This window comes from Corynebacterium sp. CCUG 51687, assembly GCF_024453995.1.
Lineage (GTDB): Bacteria > Actinomycetota > Actinomycetes > Mycobacteriales > Mycobacteriaceae > Corynebacterium > Corynebacterium pseudogenitalium.
In genome coordinates this window covers 1-19,934 of record NZ_JAGPYT010000001.1, presented here as the reverse complement: position 1 = coordinate 19,934, position 19,934 = coordinate 1, and the positions used below count along the sequence as shown (strand labels likewise).

Genomic DNA, 19,934 nt, shown 5'->3' with positions numbered 1-19,934 from the left:
TGCTAGTCGCCGAGAGCCTGAGAAAATAATAATTTCTCACACCGCTCCCCCAACACCTGCCACGAAAACTCCCGCTGCACATGGCGTCGACCCGCCTCCCCCATCGATTCCCGCAGCAGGGGATCACGCAGCAGACGCACCAACGCCGCGACAAGTGCATCATCATTCTTATCGACGACCACTCCGCTGTGGTCCGTCACCGTTTCCGGCGCACCGCCCGAATCACCAGCGACCACCGGCACCTCACACGCCTGGGCCTCGAGAAACACAATCCCGAGACCCTCAACGTCGAGGCCTCCGCCGCGGGTACGAACCGGCATCGCGAACACGTCTGCAGCCGCAACGATTCGACACAGGTCATCGTCGCTGACCCGCCCGGTGAACCTGACACCGTCGACGCCCTCCGCCATCGCGTGAAGCCGACGGGCATACGGCCCCTCCCCAACAATCACCAATTGTGCACCCAGCACCTGCTCGCGCACCCTAGGCAGGACGCGGATCAACCGGTCTTGCCCTTTGCGTTTCACCAGACGCGACGCACACACAATCAGCGGAGACTCCGCGCCGATTCGGAACGAAGCTCTGGTCTCCAACTTCTCCTGCTGCGTTGCGGGCGCGTAGCGGGACGTCGATACGCCTGAGGGAAGCGCAACGAACTGAGGATTCGGACCAAATGCTTCCTTGAATCGCCCCAGTGTGTACTCCGAAATGTACGTGATTACATCGGCACTACCGCCAATCGTTCGCAGCAGTCGACGACCAATGCGAAACATTGACCACCCGACCTCATGGCCATGCGTCGTCGCCACAACCCGCGAAGCACCCGCACGCTTCGCAGCACCCCCCATCACTCCAAGAGGAGCTGCAGCACCAAACCACACCGTATCGACGTGCTGTTCCCTGATAATTCGCTGCATCATCCTCCGGACAGCAGGAGTAGGCAACATCACCGGAAAAGGCCAACGAATAATCGTGTACGGCTGTTCCACATCCCAAGCGAGAGCAGCCGCCTTATCCTGCATCGAGGCAAACACAATGATGCTCTGCGCCCCCCGACGGTGAACGACCTCCTGCACATAATCCCGCAAGTACGACTGAATCCCACCGACAGTCGGTGGGAAATCATTCGTCACCAATAAAACAGTCATGGTGCTTAATAACGGACAGCGCCCTGGACCGGCATCGAATTCAACGGGACAACCTGAACCGGAATACCGTAGTCAGAGGCATGCACAACCATGCCGTCGCCGATATACATGCCAACGTGCGTCACTCCCGGGTAATAACCGACAATGTCACCTGGCTGCAGGTCTCCCATGCTCACCGGCATGCCACCAGCAAGCTGAGCCTGCGAGGTACGCGGGATCGCCTTACCGTTCTGCCCGTAAGCCCACACCATGAGCCCAGAGCAGTCGAACGCCGACGGCCCCGTCGCGCCCCAGCCATAAGGCTTGCCAACCTGCGCGAGCGCGGCACCGACAACCCCATCCCCCACCGGAGGCAACGAGCCAGCATCAACGGGGTGCAGACGTCCCTCCCACAACGAACGCGCCTCCGGCGACAAATTATCGACGCGCGCCTCAATCTCCTCAATCTGTCCCTGCAGCGCCTCGCGCTCACGCTCGAGCTTCGAACGCTTTGAATCAAGGTCATTGCGGAGATACTGCGCTTCCGCAAGGGCTACGTTTGCAGCATTCGCCTTCGTTGCCGCGTCCTGGGCAGCGCCTTCGTACTCGCGGAGCACACTTTGCTGCTTGCGGGACAGCGAATCCAGGTACGCAGCACGGTCAATAGCAGTCTGGGGACTACCAGAGTCCAGCGTTGTAAGGATCACATCGGCCTGGACGTTGCGGTACCGGGACGCAGCGAGGCGGTCTACTTCCCTTTGGAGATCATCACGAGCGATTTTCGCAGCTTGGACTTGGGTACGCGCATCCGCCGCGTCAGACTGCAAGCGCTCAAGTTCCTCCGACTTCGCGGCAATATCATCCTCGACGCCCTTGAGCTCTTCTACCTTTGCGGTGACCTCATGCGAAAGCTCATCAACCTGATGAATCAGTTCCTCGACATCATCCGCTACTGCGGACGGAGCAACAACGCTACTGCCCACAACGACAGAGAGCGATGCACCCAGCGCCACGCGCTTCCCCCAGGAACGCCCATTTGCAACATGACGCGCATGTAAAGAGTGTTTAGCCACTTAAAGCCCCTTCACTGGCAAGAAAAACTATCACCAATATAGCGAGAGGGGCTTAAAGTTACAATCTTGTAATTCTTCTGCCGACCCCCACCACAATCGTTTGGATCGGCCGATAAATACCGAGCTTAGAAGCGCACAGCGGAGTGCACTGGCATCATGTGCAGTGGACGCTCAGCGACCGGAGCGTTGGTGTTCAGTGCATCAATGATAGTGCCGTTACCGGTGTAGATACCAACGTGGGAAGCGCCACCGTAGTAAGCCACGATGTCACCAGGCTGAAGCTGATCAAGCGGAACCGGAGTACCCGCAGCCGCCTGCGCCTGCGAGGTACGAGGGATGGACTTACCAGCCTGCGCATATACCCAGGAGGTGAAACCGGAGCAGTCGAACACGTTCGGGCCTGCAGCGCCGTATACGTATGCAGCACCAATCTTTGTACGTGCAATATCGACCAGGCGCTGACCTGCGGAGACCTGCGGCGCTGGAGCAACTGCCGGCGCAGCAACGTTTGCGGAGTATGCCTTCGCGACTGGCGCCTTGAACTGAGCCTCGACGTTTGCCAGCCATGCACCAAACGAAGGTACGTTGTTAACGCCAGGAACCGCACGAACCTGTGCAATTGCCGTTGGGACATCAGCATTGGACTTCTGACCTGCCAGGGATGGGATCCAAGCCTCGATGCCAGGAATCGCAGCGATGCCCGGCACGTTCTCAATACCTGGAACCTGAACAGCTACCGGCGAGTTCGGGACGCGAACCTCAGCCGCCTCTGCAGAGATTGGCGAGAGCAGCGAGGCACCTGCAGCTACTGCGGTCACTACCGCGACGTTACGTGCAGTGCTGTGTGCCTGACGACGGTGCTTAGCCATAATTGTAAAACTCCATATCTTCTCTTTTGCCGACCGAGTTAGCTGACGGGTTGGGCTAGAGAACCAGCCTTACGACTTCCACGGAAAACTCCGCTCTCGTTCGCATTCACCCCAGAGAGAAAATCCTGCTTGGGTCCCCGGCTTCCCGAAGCCACTAAGGCTCAGGGAATTAGGCGCTATATGTACTTACTGTTTGCTTTCAACGGCTGTTGCTGCAATGTCTCGATTAGGTTACGAAACGGAAACATCTTTGTCCAACGACACGGCCGTTATCGTTCCGTTATTTTTCCCTCCCCTCATTCCGCGCGAATTTTCCTGAGAACTACAAGCAGAGCGCCACAATGTACCGAACCTGACGAACGACCTTCTACCTGCGCTTTTGCGAACCTTCCTCACCTGTGCACAGAGTGCCGATTTGGTAAGAATGCACTAAATCACTCTTATGTGACATTACTCACTAATATTGTGTAACGCTTCCATAACGCTTCGAAATGGCTTCAAATTCCTCCGCCTTCAGACGTGAAGCGGTGAGCCATTGCTCCGCATTTATACCAAGTGCCGTAACAGAACGAGGTCAGAAGTGGGCTCGTGTCATAGCACGGGCGAGATAAAGGTGCTGAGTTCCAAAAGTGAACTGACCAGACATACAAAAACGCCCTGGCCAGCTGTACTCTCGTACAACCAACCAGGGCGCCTTGAGCGACCGCTAGTGTGTTAGAGCCTATTCAGAAGCATTGCGGTCATCGAGGTGTTTGGTTTCCTCGAGCTTGCGCAACGTCTCGATCTCCTCATGGTGGTTCTCGCGCTGCGCGTCCCGGACGCGCTCGGAAACGCCAAGCTCAGCAGGCTTGAATTTACCGATGGTCTCGGAGTCAGCGAAGCCGAGCTGGTTGAGTCGCTTCGGAACCGGAGCACCAGCGTAATCGAGTGGCACTGGGTGTCCATGCTCGTCGACTGGGCCAAGCGGCTGGTGGATCTCCACAAACGCACCGTTAGGCAGCTTCTTGATGATGCCCGTTTCGATACCGTGCTCCAGAACCTCACGGTCGGAACGCTGCAGACCAACACAAATACGGTAGGTCAGCCAGTATGCGAACGGCGGCAAGACAATGAGACCGATGCGACCGAACCAGGTCATCGCATTCAGCGAGATCTGGAAGAAGTGAGCAACGTGGTCGTTGCCACCGGAAACGGTCAGCAACAGGAAGAACACGAGTGCCATCACACCGAGGCCGGTACGCACTGGAACGTCACGAGGGCGCTGCAGCAGGTTGTGGTGCGCCGTGTCACCGGTCACCTTCGCTTCGATGAACGGGTAGCTGATCAGCAGGACGACCATCACGCCACACATGAGGGCAACCCAGAAGGCACCCGGAATGGTGTACGGGCCGAGGTAGAGCTCCCACGCTGGCATGACACGAGCTGCGCCGTCAGTCCACAGCATGTAAACGTCAGGCTGCGAACCGGCAGAGACCTGCGACGGGTTGTATGGGCCGATGTTCCAAATGCCGTTGATGGTGGTCAGACCAGCCATAGCAGCGAGGACACCGAAGACAACCATCATGAAGCCGATCGCCTTGACTGCGAAGACCGGCATAATGCGGATGCCAACAACGTTGTTCTCCGTACGGCCGGGGCCTGGGAACTGGGTGTGCTTCTGGAACCAGACGAGCAGCAGGTGCGCTGCGATCAGAGCCAGGATCACGCCCGGGAGGATCAGAACGTGCAGGATGTAGAAGCGGTCCAGCATCAGGTCAGACGGGAAGTCGCCGCCGAAGATTGCCCAGTGCATCCAGGTACCGATGATCGGGATACCAACAATAATGGCAGACATAATACGGAGGCCAACACCAGAGAGCAGGTCGTCTGGCAGGGAGTAACCCATGAAGCCTTCGGCCATGCCGATGAGAATCAGGGTAACGCCGATGACCCAGTTAGCCTCACGTGGGCGACGGAACGCGCCAGTGAAGAAGATACGCATCATGTGGGCGAACATCGCCATCATGAACATCAGCGCAGCCCAGTGGTGCATCTGACGAACGAACAGGCCACCGCGGACCTCGAATGAAATATTCAGAGCCGTGGCGTAGGCGCGTGACATTTCCACGCCGTTGAGCGGTAGGTACCCGCCGTCGTAGATCACCTTCGTAATGGAAGGGTCAAAGAACAGTGCGAGGTAAATACCTGTCAGCAGCAAGATAATGAAGCTGTACAGCGCCATCTCACCGAGCATGAAAGACCAGTGGCTCGGGAAGACCTTATTCAACTGTGGCCGGAGGAAACCGGCTACCGTGTACCGCGAATCAACGTTGTCCGCGGCTTGTGCAAGTTTAGTACTCATTAGGATTTACGCTCCCAGAATGCCGGGCCGACGGGCTCGATGAAGTTTCCGTTGGCGATGAGGTAACCGTCTTCGTCAACAGTCACAGGAAGCTGAGGCAGAGCACGGGCGGCCGGTCCGAAGATCGGTTTGCCGTACTGCAGTGCGTCGAACTGCGACTGGTGGCACGGACAAAGGATGCGGTTCGTCTGCGCTTCGTAAAGCGAGGTCGGGCAGCCAATGTGCGTACAAATCTTGGAGTATGCGTAGTAATCCCCGTAGTGGAAATCTTCCTGACCTTCACGCTCAACGACGCGGCGTGCGTCCTCAGAGCGAAGGCGGATCAGCATAACTGCGTTACGAGGGCCATGCAGCGAGTGCATGTGGTGTTCGTATACGTCGCGCTCTGGGTCGTAAATGTCACCATCGTTGACATCCTCCGGGTAGAGCGGGAATACCGTCTCCATGGAAGCAGCAGCGAGGTCTTCTGGACGCATACGCACCAGGCGGGAAACACCTGCCGTGGAGTAGTGCGAGCCAGCTACACCTTCGTGCAGCTCGGCGATCGCACCAGTGTCGCGACCGAGGTAAACCTTGACGCCCTTCTCCTGCATGGTCCACCCGTGTGTCCAAAGCGTGCCATCACCTAAGTAGTTAAGGTCGTGGCGCTTCTTCCACGGGTTTTTGATCATGCCACCGAGGGGTGCAACGACCATGAGGCCGGCGAGAACACCAGCGGTGCCAAGCAGACCCTTCATTGCCTTACGACGACCAAGGGTGGAAGTCTCCCAGGCATCATTCAGAAGAGCGGTCGTCGTGCGACGGTCCAATTCGGAAGAACGGCCGTCGTGACGACGCTGTACGGAGATCTCCTCAGGGATGAACTTCTTCACGTACTGGACAATCGCGATACCCAGGGCGGCAAAACCGACACCAGAAGTAAGGCCGAGCAGTGGCGTGTAAAGCGTGTAAACCCAGAGTCCTTCATCGCCGTGGAAGCGTGGCTCCCATGGCCAGAAGAGGTAGACACCGAGGAACGCGATTCCGCAGAGCACCGAAATAGTCAACCAAATGTTGATTCCGAGTTCGGAAGACTTCTCGCGTGGGTCGCCATCAACTGGGAACCGCTCCTTGCGGTACGCAACGGTGACGTCGTCGAGTTCCGTGCCCAGAGCAGCGAGCTCCGCATTATTCATGCGGTCCAAATCTTGGGATGTGTAGTTCTTGTTTACTTCACTCATGAGCGCGATCCAATCCAGATAGCTGCGGCAGCAACGAGCGTTACGCCGATCATCCACATAGCCATACCTTCAGAAACTGGGCCAAGGCCACCAAGGGCGTAACCGCCAGGGCTTGGGGTTTCCTTCGAGGACTTAATAAACGCAATGATGTCGCGCTTCTCGTCGGCACTGAGCTGGCGGTCCGAGAACTTTGGCATGTTCTGCGGGCCAGTCAGCATCGCCTGGTAGATCTCCTGCTCATTCGCAGGGTCCAACTCCGGCGCATACTTACCAGAAGACAGTGCGCCACCGCGGCCGGTGAAGTTGTGGCAAGACGCGCAGTTCAAGCGGAAGAGCTCGCCGCCACGTGCGACGTCGCCAGCCTGAATCTGGCCATCGTAGTTCTTACCGCGAAGCTCTTCCTTCGCGAGTGATCCGTCTGGGTTGTACACCAGCTCCGGTCCCCCACCGTTGGCAGCAACATAGGCTGCCAGCGCCAGTGCTTGAGACTCGGTGTAACGAGGACGCTTGCGTTCAGCCTGAGCGTCATTCGACATCATCGGCATACGTCCGGAGTTGACCTGGAAGTACACAGCACCTTCGCCGGTGCCGATCAGGGACGGGCCGCGGCCTTCAACACCCTGGAGGTTTGCGCCATGGCAAGTGATGCAAGCGACGTCGTAAATGTCCTTGCCTTCTTGAATCATTGCCTGGTCATCTTTTTGCGCAGTAGCGACCTGCGCGTTCGGGGCAAGCGCCGATGCGAGGAAACCCGCACCCGTGAGGCCGAGCGTCAAGGCTGCTGCACCAGCAAAGGTGCGCTGCGCCTTGCGCCGACTGCGCTTTTTCTTAGGTGATTTTTCCATCTTGTTCCCTTTGAGCGTCAGTGTCTAATACAGATAAATGGCCTTCCGTCATTTCGACGGCGACTCTACGTATCAGATACCTATTGAACGATATACAGAGTAATGAAGACGCCGACCCAAATTACGTCAACAAAGTGCCAGTAGTAAGAGGTCACCATTGCTGCAGTAGCTTGTGCCGGAGTGAACTTCGACTTAGATACGCGGAGCAGCACAACCACGAAGGCAATAATGCCGGCGGTTACGTGCGCCATGTGGAAGCCAGTGATGATGAAGAACACTGACCCGAAGACACTCGCCTGAATGGTCACGCCGTGCATGATCATTTCTCCCCACTCGAAAGCCACGAGTCCGAGGAAGACAACGCCAAGCGCGATAGTTACCGTGAACCATTTGCGGAGCCCAAAAACGTCACCCCTTTCTGCTGCAAATACGCCGAACTGAGAAGTCACGGAAGAAGACACAAGCACGATCGTGATGATCAAGCCGAACATCACGTTCAGGTGTGCCGTCTGGTTATCCCAGTCGCCTGCGGTCATACCGTTTGCACGCGAGGTGAAATACATCGCGAACAAACCGGCAAAGAACATCAACTCTTGGGCGAGGAACGCGATCGTGCCAACGCTGACCATGTTTGGTCGGTTCAGCGCCGGGACACGATTCTGCGGTGTCGCCATACCTTGGTTAGAAATTGCGGTCGTCACGCATGTGATTATCCCCTGTTTTCGGGTCAAAGTCATCTCCTTTCACCCACAAACTTTCCGGCAGATTTCGCGCTAACCTGCCTTTTCTGGCCTAATAGCGCTCGAAGGAAATAACTTTCTGCAATACCGGGAACTTTTCTAGCCACTCATCCGACTACATCAATGCAGGTCACAACTTTCTCGACTTCATTCAGCTCACTTTCGGCTGATTTTTAGGCAATCCAGGATTCTTTTTCATCGATTCTTTGCGGTGTTTCAAAAGTTCCCAATAGTGATGGGACTCACATTACACCGCTGCCGTTTCCGGCTGCAGACCTACTTTCGTATGACCCCCAAGTGTTACGAATGAGTTCAACCGAAAGGATGAAAATAGCAAGCAAAAATCCCCCTCAGCTTTAGCTGAAGGGGATCAGTTTTCGCCGACACCTCCCGAAGGCGGGGAGGTCAGCGAATCTTTAGTGCTTCTCGCGCGGGATACCGTACTGCAGATTCAGCTGCGTAGTGGTCCACACGAGGAATACTGCGCCAAACACGACGAGCCACAGCTGCCAGAATGCAATTCCGAGTCCGAGGAACATAACCGCACCAGACATTGCGAACGGCCAGATGGAGCTTGGCGAGAAGAAGCCGAGCACGCCTGCGCCATCTTCAACCTCTGCCTCTTCCCAGTCTTCCGGAACAACGTCCATGCGACGCTCGGTGATGTCGAGGTAGACAGCGAGCATGAAGCAGAGCGCAGTAGCGAGAACCAAGCCAACGCCACCGACCCATTCGAGCCCGTAGAGGTAAGCATCTTCACCAATCCACGCTGTGCTGATCATGTAGAAGACTGCCATCAGCGCCAGGAAGGTACCGATTGCGTAGAAAACTTTTGAACCAGTTGCCATTTCTCTGCCTTCTCTTTCTATACCGTCGCGTTAGGGTCGTTGGTGTTGTTGCCGTCGCGGGTGCCGTGGCGGTCAGACACGAACGGACGTGTGGAGGTGGCGTACGGCGCTTCGCCGATGGATGCGAGCGCATCGGAGTTTGGCGCCTCAGGGTTGTCAATACGGAACTGAATGTACTGAGCAAACTTTTCTGGGGTCACGGCACGAACCTCGAAGTTCATCATCGAGTGGTAAGTACCGCACATCTCGGCACAGCGACCAACGAATGCGCCAGTCTTATCGATCTTCTCAATCTGGAATGCACGCTGCTGCTGGTTCACCTCTGGGTGAGCGTAGGTATCACGCTTGAAGAGGAATTCAGGAACCCAGAATGCGTGGTTCACGTCACCGGACGCGAGGCGGAACTCAATCGCACGATCGGTTGGCAGGACGAGCACCGGAACCTCTTCGGTAGTACCGAGAGTCTCAATCTCATTGAAATTGAGGTACGAGAGGTCACCGGTAGAAGTGCCGTGGATCGGGTTCGGGTTCTTAATGTTTTCGTCGTCGTACTTCGTTGCCTCGGCCTTGGCCTGACGCTCGGTGTCAACACCGTCATATGCCTGACCGTTAGAGGTGAACTCGCCGTCAACGTTTGCGTAGCCAAACTTCCAGTTCCACTGGTATGCGGTTACGTCAACCGTCACCTTCGGGTCCTTGCCGAGGGCTGTAGTCTTCGTCTGCGCCTGGACGGTGAAGAAGAAGAGCACCATAACAATGACGATCGGAATGATCGTCAGTACAAGTTCCAGCGGCACGTTGTACTGGAGCTGCTTCGGGAACTCAGACTTGCCGCGCTTCTCCTGGCTCTTCGCGTTCCACTTGAAGATCGCAGTGAGGAACAAGCCCCACATGATGATGCCGATAATCCATGCTGCAACCCAGGTCCATACCCAGAAGTTGTACATCTGCTCACCCTCAGGGGTAACAGGATCTGGCCAACCCATATCCAGCACCTTCGAGAGCGCCTCTGGCGGTGCAACCTCACAGCCCGTCAGCGCGAGACCGCCCAGCAGGAGCGATCCGGCAACTGCGATTTTCTTCGCGAAGTTGCGGTCCTTTACCTTTTCCACGTGTGTCTGCCTTCCTGTCCACACTCGCTGTTTACGGCAGGACGCACAAACAGGTGCGCCCAAGCATTGTTACTCCGTCAGAATAGTGGATAAGGCGCAGCGCCTCTGAATTCTTTAGATTTTGAGTCGAGGTAAGCATTCGTAGTCAGCTGACGTCTTTTACCGTGTATGCAAAAGCCGTGCACTCAACGGGTTTTGCATAAAACGGTACAAACGTCCTGGTAAGAGCTTTATTTTTCACTCAAATTGCTCAACCATAAGTTGGCCCCCTTTTGGGGACCGAATAAAGGATGAAGAATTTCCGCATTTTGGCGCTGGTTTCGTTGGTTCGCGCATCTCCTACAGAAAACCCTATTGTTGATTGGAAGAAATGCTTCGTGGCCCAGCACTCCGCACGGCTGCGTACACCTTATATATAGGAGAGGTTTTCAAGTCTATGTGTGGCCTGTTGGCTCTACTCACCACAAACAGCAATGCCGCAAGCTTCGTGGAAGCCGCGGAACGTGCGTTGCCCTGCATGTATCACCGTGGCCCTGATGCCGCCGGCACCTGGAACGACGACCACGCCGTTTTTGGTTTCAACCGCCTTGCCATTATCGATCTCGAGCATTCTCACCAACCCCTACGCTGGGGCCCGAAGGAGAATCCGGGGCGCTACGCGCTGACGTTCAACGGCGAGATTTATAACTACATCGAGCTTCGCGAGGAACTGCAGGAGGCAGGCTACGATTTCAATACCTCGGGGGACGGTGAGCCAATCGTAGTCGGCTTCCACCACTGGGGAGAGAAGGTTGTCGAACACCTGCGTGGCATGTTCGCGTTTGTCATTTGGGATACCGAGACACAGCGTATGTTCGCGGCACGTGATCAATTCGGCATTAAGCCCTTGTTTTACGCCACTACCCCGGTCGGTACCGTGTTCGCCTCCGAGAAGAAGTCCATCCTAGAAATGGCTCCAGAGCTGGAGATTGGTCTCGAGTTAGATCGGCGAGCTATCGAGCACTACGTTGACCTGCAGTATGTTCCCGAACCAGAAACGTTGCACGAGAGCATTCGACGCGTGGAGTCTGGTTGCACGGTGTCACTGACGCCTGGCGGTGAAGTCACATCGGAGCGCTACTTCAAACCACACTTCAAACCACAGCAAGTCCCACAAGGTCAAGAACAGAAGCTTTACGACAGGATCGCTCAGGCGCTCGAAGACTCCGTCGAGAAGCATATGCGAGCGGACGTCACCGTCGGCTCCTTCCTCTCGGGCGGCATTGATTCGACAGCGATTGCTGCCCTGGCGAAGAGGCACAATCCAAACTTGTTGACGTTTACCACCGGCTTCGAGCGCGAGGGCTACTCCGAGGTAGACGTGGCTGCGGAGTCCGCTGAGGCGATTGGCGTTGAGCACATCGTGAAGATTGTCTCGCCTGAAGAGTACGCGGACGCGGTGCCGAAGATCATGTGGTACCTCGATGATCCGGTTGCGGACCCTTCGCTTGTCCCGCTGTTCTTCGTCGCACAGGAGGCCCGCAAGCACGTCAAGGTGGTGCTCTCGGGTGAGGGTGCCGACGAGCTGTTTGGCGGGTACACCATCTATAAGGAACCGCTGTCGCTCGCGCCGTTCGAGAAGTTGCCGACGCCTCTTCTACGAGGACTGAACAGGCTAAGCCGTGTGCTGCCGGAAGGCATGAAGGGCAAGAGCTTACTCGAACGCGGTACGACCCCAATGGAGGACCGTTACTACGGTAACGCTCGTTCCTTTAACTTCGAGCAACTACAGCGTGTGCTGCCTTGGGCGAAGCATGAGTGGGACCACCGCGAGGTCACCGCGCCGATCTACGCCACATCGACAGAGATGGATCCAGTTGCCCGGATGCAAAACTTGGACCTGTTTACCTGGATGCGCGGCGATATCTTGGTCAAGGCGGACAAGATGAACATGGCGAACTCGCTGGAGTTGCGCGTGCCGTTCCTGGATAAGGAGGTCTTTGAGGTCGCACAGACGATTCCGTACGACCAGAAGATCGCGCACGGCACCACCAAGTACTCGTTGCGTAAGGCGATGGAGCAGATCGTTCCGCCGCATGTTCTCCACCGCAAGAAGCTGGGATTCCCTGTTCCGATGCGCCACTGGCTGGCCGGCGATGAGCTCTTTGGCTGGGCGCAGGACACTATCCGCGATTCGCAGACCGACCATATCTTCGCCAAGGACCAGGTGCTGGAGATGCTCAAGGAGCACCGTGACGGTGTTTCCGATCATTCGCGTCGCCTTTGGACGGTGCTTGCGTTTATGATCTGGCACGGCATTTTTGTCGAGCATCGCATTGATCCGGGCATCGAGCACAAGGAATACCCGGTTCAGCTTTAAGGAGGACCTGCTCATGTGGACCAAGAAACGAGTACTGACCACCATCGTGGCGATGCTCAGTGCGCTGCTCCTCGCAGTCGGCGCCGTGGCGTTCGTCTACGGTCCGACGCTCACCGCGATGTTCACAGGCACTGCTCGATTCGCAGGGACACAAACACCAAAGCGGTACAGCGCGACGGTGCTCGCGCTCGCCGAGCAGGGCATCTACGCCGACTCGAAGGAGTTCGAGGAGGCGAAGGCCCGCGCAAAGGAGGCCGCAAAGCAGGCTGATACACTTCACGACGTTTACCCCGCCCTCGAGGACGCAGTCAAAGCTGCTGGCGGGAAGCACTCCCGTCTGATTGAACCTGGTAACCCTAACCTCGGCTGGACTATGGAAGAGAAGTCGGAAGCCTCAGTCAGCGTCGAGGGCCGCGTTGCGGTGGCAACCGTGCCTGGCGTCGATCGGCACGATGATGTGCAGGGCTACGCAGACACGCTCGCGACTGGCCTGGCTTCCGCACGTGATGCCGGGGCATGCGGGGCGGTCGTTGACCTGCGTGGCAACGACGGAGGCGACATGGGTCCAATGGTCGCAGGCCTCTCCTCACTGTTGCCGGACGGCACGGCACTCGAGTTCGTATCGCGGACGAACACCACGCAGGTCACGGTTGAGGGGAACTCGGTGACCGGTGGCGGCACCCCGATCACGACTTCTGGCGGGAAGTGGGATGCGCCGGTGGCGGTCTTAGTCGATGGCGACACTGCTTCGTCGGGCGAGGCCACGATGCTGTCGTTCCGGGGGCTCGAGCACTCCCGCAGTTTCGGGTCCCCTACTGCGGGCTACGCGTCGGCAAACATGGTGTACGACTTCCCGGACGGCAGCCTGCTGATGCTGACTATCGCGAAGGACAAGGCACGCACTGGCGAGGAGTTCGCCGAAGATCCGGTGCAGCCCGACGTCGAAACCGATGTGCCGTTCGAGGAGGCCAAGCAGTGGCTCGACACCGAGTACGGCTGTAAATAGTCCGCGCAGACGAAACACCCCGCGCTCCCCTCAATCATGAGGTGGGCGCGGGGTGTTGGCGTCGAAAAGCTACTGCTTAGTTGAAGCTATCGCCGCACGCGCAGGCCGAGCCAGCGTTCGGGTTATCGATGGTGAAGCCCTGCTGCTCGATGGTGTCAGCGAAATCGATCGTTGCACCGGTGAGGTACGGCACGCTCATCTTGTCCACGACGAGGCGCACACCCCCGACAACGTCAGCCTTGTCGCCGTCGAGCTCGCGGTCGTCAAAGTACAGCTGGTAGCGCAGGCCAGCGCAGCCACCTGGCTGAACAGCAATGCGAAGCGAAAGGTCGTCGCGGCCTTCCTGGTCGAGCAGAGCCTTCGCCTTTGCAGCCGCTGCTTCAGTAAGGGTCACGCCCGTGGCAGAGGTAGGTGCAGTCATTCTTTCTCCTTGCTTAGCGAATATCTTCACGCAAGATGCGTGCTTCGGAGTGTGGCACTAGCGTACTCGCATCACACCGTCATCGTCTACAGCGTATGGGAGCGGGCGCTTATTCCCCACTTTCGGGGACGGCCTTGTAGCCTGTATAGCGTGAAACTTCCTTGGCAGAAATCTGATGAGGCTCCAGCCGCCGCTGCTGCCGCAGCGAATCGAGCGGAGACTCCCGAAACCGACGCGGAACCCGCAAAGAAGTACCCGAAGGGCTACACCCCTCCGAAGGGTCGGCCGACACCGAAGCGCCTTGATCAGGAGATTAAGCGCGGCGTGGTCCGCGACCCCAACGCGACGACTCCTGCTCAGCAGTACCAGAAGAACAAAGAGCTGAAGAAGTCGATGTCGAAGGAGGAGTGGAAGGCATACAAGAAGCAGCAGCGCGAAGAGGCGAAGAAGCACAATCGCGAGGTCCAAGCCAAGATGGACGCTGGCGACGAGCGCTACCTCATGGACCGCGACCGCGGCGAGACCCGCCGCTTCGTCCGCGACTGGGTAGATTCGCGCCGATTCATGAACAACTACGCGATGCCTCTGGCGATCCTGCTGTTCCTCATCCTCTTTATCGGCTCTTGGTACCCCGAGATTGCCGGAGCCATCGCCATTTTGCCGATGGTGTTTATCGTGCTGATTCTTGGTGAGGCATTCCTGATCGGCAAGCGTGCGAACAACGCTGTGCGCGCGAAGTTCCCGGGCACTGCAGATACCGGTTTCGGTCTTGGTATGTACGCGTTTTCGCGCGCGTCGCAGCCGCGGAAGTGGCGCTCGCCGAAGCCACAGGTGCGCATCGGCGAGACCGTGAACTAAACGGACAAAGGACGTTTCATGGCTGTTGCATTCGACCCGATTGAGCATCCAAGCGAAACCCTGCGCCGCGAGCTTGCCCGCGAACTACAGCGCAGCCCGGAGGGGCGCGGTCTCGGTCGCGTGGGAACGATTGCGGAGTGGACTGCCTCGGTGCAAAACCGTACGTGCCCGGTTGCGTTCCGTCAGCCGCAGTGCGTGCTTGTCGCCGGTAACCACGGTGTCGCAGCACGCGGTATTTCCGCGCAACCACACGACGCCGCCTGGACCACTGTAAAGCAGATTGCGGCAGGTAACGGTGTCGCTCGCGTTGCTGCGGAAGCCGCGGGCGCGTCGATTATTCAGATTAATGACTACTTAACGCTGCCGACAGGCGCGATAGACCGGCAAGCCGCCATGACGCCCGAGGCGTTCGAGCAGGCAGTCGCGCACGGTGCTCGCGTCGTTGACCAGGGCGTAGACAGTGGAGTTGACCTGTTCATTCCTGGAGACATTGGCGTCGGCAATTCGACGGTCGCCGCCGCCGTCTATGGCGCACTGTCGCGCACCGAGCCGGTCAAGGTCATCGGGCGCGGCTCGGGCATCGACGACAACATCTGGAAAGTGAAAGTTGCGGCAATTCGGGACGCCATGTTCCGGGTGCGCACCTTTAGTGACGACGTCCCCCGCGTCCTTGCCGAGCTTTCGGGGCCAGATTTCGCGTTCCTTGTCGGTATGTTCGCGCAGGCCGCGGTTCGTCGAACCCCCGTACTTTTCGACGGCCTCTACGCCACCGTCGCCGCCTACGCCGCCGAGCGCCTCGCACCCGGCACGAAGCAGTGGATCATGGCGGGCCAGCTCAGTCCGGAACCCGCCCAGATGCTGGCGCTCCAGGCCCTCGATATCATTCCGGTGCTGGCACTGGACTTGTCGCTCAACCAGGGAGTGGGCGCGCTCGCAGCGCTGCCGCAAATCAACCTGGCTTCTGAGCTCGTTACTACAGTGCTCGGGCCGGAGGCCCCAGAGGGCGCCCCGGCCTGAGATCCCTCTAGTTCTCGGCTGGGACGAGCGTGTGGTTCCAGCCGTGGACGTCTTCGACCGAGCCGTCCTGGATACCGCGCAGGCGCTCGCGCAGCTGCATGGTGATGGTGCCGGCCTCATTGTTGTTTACGGTGAACTCACCGTGGCGGCTCAGCACGCGCCCGACCGGAGTGATCACCGCTGCGGTACCGCATGCAAGCGTCTCACTGATGGTGCCGTTTTCAGCGCCCTTGTGCCACTGCTCCACCGTGATCTTGCGCTCCTCGGTGCTGTAGCCGAGGTCTTCCGCAACCTGCAGCAGCGATTTGCGGGTGATGCCAGCCAGGAGGGAACCGGACAGTGCTGGGGTGATCAACTTCGCGTCCTTCCCGCTGCCCTCGACGAACATGAGGTTCATGCCGCCCATCTCTTCGATGTACTTGCGCTCAATGGCGTCGAGCCAGACAACCTGGTCGCAGCCCTTTTCTTCTGCCTCGGCCTGCGCGAGCAGGGAACCCGCGTAGTTGCCAGCGAACTTGGCGTCACCGGTGCCGCCGGGCGCCGCGCGGACGTATTCCTCGGAGATCCACACGCTGACGGGCTTGACGCCGCCGGAGAAGTAGGCGCCAGCTGGGGATGCAATGAGGTAATAGGTGTAGGTGCTCGAGGGCTTCACCCCGAGCGTCTTCTCGGTGCCAATCATAAATGGACGCAGGTACAGCGCCGCTTCCCCGCCAGCTTCGGGGACCCAGCCCTTATCAATCGTCACCAGCTGCTGCAGCGACTCGATGAACAGATCCTCCGGCAGCTCAGGCATTGCCAGGCGATGCGCGGAATGGGCAAAACGCGTCGCATTCTGCTCGGGGCGGAACGTCGTGATCGAGCCGTCGTGGTGGCGGTATGCCTTCAGGCCTTCGAAGATCGCCTGCCCGTAGTGGAAGACGTTGGTCGCCGGGTCCAGCGAGATCGGCCCGTACGGGCGGACCTGCGCGTTATGCCAACCGTTGGCCTCGTCCCAGTCGATGGAGACCATGTGGTCAGTAAACTCTTGCCCGAAGGCTGGGTTTGCGAGCACTGCATTGCGCTCTTCGTCAGTTGCCTTGTTCGGATTCGGGATAATTTCAAATGGTGTGCCTTGAGTCATGCAGACCACCCTACTCCCCGATTCCACTCTTTGGAACCGGAATTCCATATTTTCTTCCACGCACAAATAGCTTGCCCCGCGCCACGCGTCCCTTATTCCAGGTACCCTTGGCGATGTTCAATAATCTTAAGAAAGGCGCATGTACTCATGACTTTTTCGGTTCCTGAATCGCTGCTCCCGGTCCGGGGCGACTCCGTCTCCCTCAACTTTTCGACGTCCGCTCCGAGCGACACCGCTGCCCTCTTGCTACCCGTGACCTCGGATGACTCGAAGGTTGAGGTCCCAGTGACCTCTCTGGCACCAAAGGGTGCACTCGAGGCGCTGGAGACAGTCGGCGCGAAGGGCACCGCCGGCGAGATCACCCGCGTGGTCGTTGATGGGAAGTTGGTCATCGCTTTTGGCCTGGGCAACGCCGATGAGATTGATGATGAGACTGTCCGTCGCGCTGTCGGTTCCCTGGCTCGCACACTGTACGGCACGGAGTCTGCGGTGATCTCGACTGAGTTCGGCGTCACCCCCGTCGTGGAAGGCCTGCTGCTCGGCGCGTACAAGTACAAGGGCTTCAAAGCCCCGTGCCAGTGCGGCTGCGACGGTGAGCACGGGCTTACCGACGTCACCGTTGTAGGCAAGGACGACGAAAAGGAAGCATTCGACCAGGCAGTGATTCTCGCCGAGTCGGTCATGCTGGCGCGCGATCTTGTGAACACGCCGTCGAACCACCTCTACCCTGCCGTGTACGCGGAGCTCATCGAGAACGTCGGCACGCAGGTTGGACTCGAGGTCGAGGTGTTCGACGAAAAGCAGCTTGAGGAGCAGGGCTTCGGCGGCATCCTCGCGGTCGGCAAAGGCTCCGCCCGCGCACCTCGCTTGGTGCACCTGAAGTGGACGCCTTCCGCGTCGAAGTCCTCTGTCGCGTTGGTTGGCAAGGGCATCACCTTCGATACCGGCGGCATCTCCCTCAAGCCGGGTGCAAAGATGGAGGACATGATTTCCGACATGGGTGGCTCTGCTGCTCAGTTCGGCGCAATTGTTGCAGCTGCCCGCCTCAACCTGGATGTTGCGGTCGACGCCTGGCTGCCACTCGCGGAGAACATGCCATCCGGCACTGCCACCCGCCCGGGCGACGTGATTCGCCACTACGGCGGCATCACCAGCGAGGTACTCAACACCGACGCTGAAGGGCGCCTCGTGCTGGCGGACGCGATGGCACGCGCGGCTGAAGATAACCCTGACTTCATGATTGAGACGTCCACGCTGACCGGCGCTCAGCTCGTCGCCCTCGGCAACCGCACTGCCGGCGTCATGGGCTCTGATGAGTTCCGCGACCGCGTCGCTGCGCTGGGCCGCGAGGTTGGCGAGCAGGCCTGGGCGATGCCGCTGCTGGAGGAACAGGAAGAAGAGCTGAAGTCCCCCGTCGCCGATATCCGCAACGTCCACAATGCCCGTACCGGCGGCATGCTGTTCGCTGGCCTGTACCTGTCCCGCTTCGTCGGCGAGGACACCGAGTGGGTGCACATCGACGTCGCCGGCCCGGCGTGGAACGGTGGCTCGCCACGCGGCTACACGCCGAAGCGTGCGACGGGCGCCCCGTTGCGCACGATCGTTGCAACGCTTCGCAGCATCGCTGAAGCCAACTAGTCGCCGGATTTAGGAAAAGGGATGTTCGCCGCGCTCAAACTTGGCGCGGCGTTCTTTCTGTTCCGCTCGCTTTCGCAGGATGCGTTCTTGCTCCATCTTGCGACGCATCCGGTCCGGGTACCCGGTCTCTTCGACGTCATAAAGAGATATATTCAGCAGCGTAGCGACGGCGTCGATACCTTTGGGACCTCCGATGCGCCGGCGGGTGTAGTTGCCCTCTTCATCGACAAGCACGACGGACATCTCGTTGACCATCGTTTCCGGCTCAACAAACCCCTCAACGAAGGCACGCTTCGCAACCCATTCCTGGAGGTAGGCAGCGTCTTCCGGCCGGATGGTTTCGCCGGGCGCGCGTGGGGGTTTGAAGGTGGTCTGCTTCTTCCGCTTGCCGAACAGGTTAAACACTTCTCTCATCATACGGATATTTCTCGACGCCCCAATTCTGCGTTTGGTGGCCTTCAACAAATTAGTTGCCCCCGAAAGGCACGAAAGTCTTCGGTGACAGGTACGCTATTGACCTGTATAGCTTCTACGAAAATGTATCTGCGAGGAGACTAAATTATGGCGCACTCTGTCGAGATGCCTGAGCTGGGCGAATCCGTCACGGAAGGCACTATCACCACCTGGCTGAAGGAAGTCGGCGACAAGGTAGAGGTCGACGAACCATTGCTGGAGGTTTCCACCGATAAGGTCGACACGGAGATTCCTTCCCCTGTCGCCGGTGTAATCCTCGAGATTAAGGCCGAGGAAGACGACACCGTTGATGTCGGTGACGTGATTGTGATTATCGGCGAAGAAGGCGAAGCCTCGGCATCGGACTCGGCAAAGGACGAGGAGCCTCAGGAAGAAGAGGAGCCAAAGGAAGCCCCGGAGGAAGAGAAGGCTGACAAGCCTTCCTCCGGCGACGCCACCGATGTCTCCATGCCTGAGCTGGGCGAATCCGTCACGGAAGGCACTATCACCACCTGGCTGAAGGAAGTCGGCGACACCGTCGAGGTCGACGAGCCACTGCTCGAGGTCTCCACCGACAAGGTCGATACTGAGATTCCTTCCCCTGTCGCAGGCACCCTCGTAGAGATCCTCGCTGAGGAAGACGACACCGTCGAGGTCGGCGAAGTCATCGCCCGCATCGGCGACGCTGACGCCAAGCCAGCTGAAAAGGAAGCTCCAAAGGCCGAAGAGCCAAAGGAAGAACCCAAGGAAGAAAAGAAGGAAGCCCCGAAGGAAGAGAAGGCTGACAAGCCAGCCTCCGGCGACGCTACCGATGTCTCCATGCCTGAGCTGGGCGAATCCGTCACGGAAGGCACTATCACCACCTGGCTGAAGGAAGTCGGCGA

General features: G+C 58.4%; 18 protein-coding genes and 1 riboswitch. Of the genes, 6 read left to right on the top strand and 12 right to left on the bottom strand.

All coding sequences use genetic code 11. The features are described from left to right. Window positions 1-2: 2 nt before the first annotated feature. The 9 genes from KBX13_RS00090 to KBX13_RS00050 form a co-directional block, all read right to left on the bottom strand. Window positions 3-1,148: a glycosyltransferase family 4 protein gene (locus KBX13_RS00090; RefSeq protein ID WP_256020199.1), complete on the bottom strand. Its 1,146-nt coding sequence runs from the start codon at window positions 1,146-1,148 to the stop codon at window positions 3-5. Between the two features lie 5 nt (window positions 1,149-1,153). Next, window positions 1,154-2,200: a C40 family peptidase gene (locus tag KBX13_RS00085; protein ID WP_256020197.1), complete on the bottom strand. Its 1,047-nt coding sequence runs from the start codon at window positions 2,198-2,200 to the stop codon at window positions 1,154-1,156. 125 nt (window positions 2,201-2,325) lie between these two features. Continuing rightward, window positions 2,326-3,069 carry a C40 family peptidase gene (locus tag KBX13_RS00080; protein WP_256020195.1) on the bottom strand — a complete coding sequence of 248 codons (744 nt, stop codon included), beginning with the start codon at window positions 3,067-3,069 and terminating at the stop codon, window positions 2,326-2,328. Window positions 3,070-3,083: 14 nt separating this feature from the next. Continuing rightward, window positions 3,084-3,255: riboswitch (cyclic di-AMP (ydaO/yuaA leader) on the bottom strand. Window positions 3,256-3,790: 535 nt separating this feature from the next. After that, window positions 3,791-5,410: a cytochrome bc complex cytochrome b subunit gene (locus KBX13_RS00075; RefSeq protein ID WP_070478762.1), complete on the bottom strand. Its 1,620-nt coding sequence runs from the start codon at window positions 5,408-5,410 to the stop codon at window positions 3,791-3,793. Further along, a complete protein-coding gene (locus tag KBX13_RS00070) occupies window positions 5,410-6,630 on the bottom strand; it encodes a ubiquinol-cytochrome c reductase iron-sulfur subunit (RefSeq protein ID WP_256020193.1) in 1,221 nt (406 codons plus the stop codon). Before KBX13_RS00070 ends, KBX13_RS00075 begins: the two co-directional genes overlap by 1 nt. Further along, window positions 6,627-7,475 carry a cytochrome c gene (locus KBX13_RS00065; protein WP_070362191.1) on the bottom strand — a complete coding sequence of 283 codons (849 nt, stop codon included), beginning with the start codon at window positions 7,473-7,475 and terminating at the stop codon, window positions 6,627-6,629. Before KBX13_RS00065 ends, KBX13_RS00070 begins: the two co-directional genes overlap by 4 nt. Before the next feature lie 80 nt (window positions 7,476-7,555). Continuing rightward, window positions 7,556-8,176 carry a heme-copper oxidase subunit III gene (locus tag KBX13_RS00060; RefSeq protein ID WP_176754846.1) on the bottom strand — a complete coding sequence of 207 codons (621 nt, stop codon included), beginning with the start codon at window positions 8,174-8,176 and terminating at the stop codon, window positions 7,556-7,558. A 455-nt stretch (window positions 8,177-8,631) separates the two neighbouring features. Continuing rightward, window positions 8,632-9,063, bottom strand: coding sequence for a cytochrome c oxidase subunit 4 (locus KBX13_RS00055; protein WP_070362190.1), 432 nt, complete (start codon window positions 9,061-9,063; stop codon window positions 8,632-8,634). A 17-nt stretch (window positions 9,064-9,080) separates the two neighbouring features. Beyond that, the gene (locus KBX13_RS00050) at window positions 9,081-10,175 is read right to left on the bottom strand and encodes a cytochrome c oxidase subunit II (RefSeq protein ID WP_070362189.1); all 1,095 of its coding nucleotides are present in this window, start codon (window positions 10,173-10,175) and stop codon (window positions 9,081-9,083) included. Between the two features lie 436 nt (window positions 10,176-10,611). Between KBX13_RS00050 and asnB the strand changes: the two genes are divergently transcribed. Together asnB and KBX13_RS00040 are read left to right on the top strand one after the other, a co-directional pair. Then, on the top strand, window positions 10,612-12,534 hold the full coding sequence (gene asnB, locus KBX13_RS00045) for an asparagine synthase (glutamine-hydrolyzing) (protein ID WP_256020192.1): 1,923 nt from the start codon (window positions 10,612-10,614) through the stop codon (window positions 12,532-12,534). A 13-nt stretch (window positions 12,535-12,547) separates the two neighbouring features. After that, entirely contained in the window at window positions 12,548-13,540 is a 993-nt protein-coding gene (locus KBX13_RS00040; RefSeq protein WP_256020190.1) for a S41 family peptidase, read from the top strand. Between the two features lie 76 nt (window positions 13,541-13,616). Here KBX13_RS00040 and KBX13_RS00035 read toward each other — a convergent pair whose 3' ends face one another. Next, complete coding sequence (locus KBX13_RS00035; protein ID WP_070362187.1) at window positions 13,617-13,961, bottom strand: iron-sulfur cluster assembly accessory protein; 345 nt, start codon at window positions 13,959-13,961, stop codon at window positions 13,617-13,619. Between the two features lie 150 nt (window positions 13,962-14,111). Here KBX13_RS00035 and KBX13_RS00030 point away from each other — a divergent pair, with 150 nt between their 5' ends. Together KBX13_RS00030 and KBX13_RS00025 are read left to right on the top strand one after the other, a co-directional pair. After that, window positions 14,112-14,819 (top strand): DUF3043 domain-containing protein, encoded by a 708-nt coding sequence (locus tag KBX13_RS00030; RefSeq protein WP_070362186.1) that lies wholly within the window; start codon window positions 14,112-14,114, stop codon window positions 14,817-14,819. A gap of 18 nt (window positions 14,820-14,837) precedes the next feature. After that, the gene (locus KBX13_RS00025; protein ID WP_256020188.1) at window positions 14,838-15,836 is read left to right on the top strand and encodes a nicotinate-nucleotide--dimethylbenzimidazole phosphoribosyltransferase; all 999 of its coding nucleotides are present in this window, start codon (window positions 14,838-14,840) and stop codon (window positions 15,834-15,836) included. Between the two features lie 7 nt (window positions 15,837-15,843). Here the strand turns inward: KBX13_RS00025 and KBX13_RS00020 are convergent, their stop codons facing one another. After that, a complete protein-coding gene (locus KBX13_RS00020; RefSeq protein WP_256020187.1) occupies window positions 15,844-16,959 on the bottom strand; it encodes a branched-chain amino acid aminotransferase in 1,116 nt (371 codons plus the stop codon). Between the two features lie 147 nt (window positions 16,960-17,106). Here KBX13_RS00020 and KBX13_RS00015 point away from each other — a divergent pair, with 147 nt between their 5' ends. Next, the gene (locus tag KBX13_RS00015; RefSeq protein WP_256020185.1) at window positions 17,107-18,597 is read left to right on the top strand and encodes a leucyl aminopeptidase; all 1,491 of its coding nucleotides are present in this window, start codon (window positions 17,107-17,109) and stop codon (window positions 18,595-18,597) included. Between the two features lie 9 nt (window positions 18,598-18,606). On the opposite strand, the gene KBX13_RS00010 is transcribed toward KBX13_RS00015, so the two are convergent. Further along, window positions 18,607-19,002, bottom strand: a complete 396-nt coding sequence (locus tag KBX13_RS00010; protein WP_070478965.1) for an oxidoreductase — start codon at window positions 19,000-19,002, stop codon at window positions 18,607-18,609. 156 nt (window positions 19,003-19,158) lie between these two features. Here KBX13_RS00010 and KBX13_RS00005 point away from each other — a divergent pair. Next, the coding region (locus tag KBX13_RS00005) for a biotin/lipoyl-containing protein (RefSeq protein WP_305085949.1) at window positions 19,159-19,934 on the top strand (776 nt) is incomplete at its 3' end.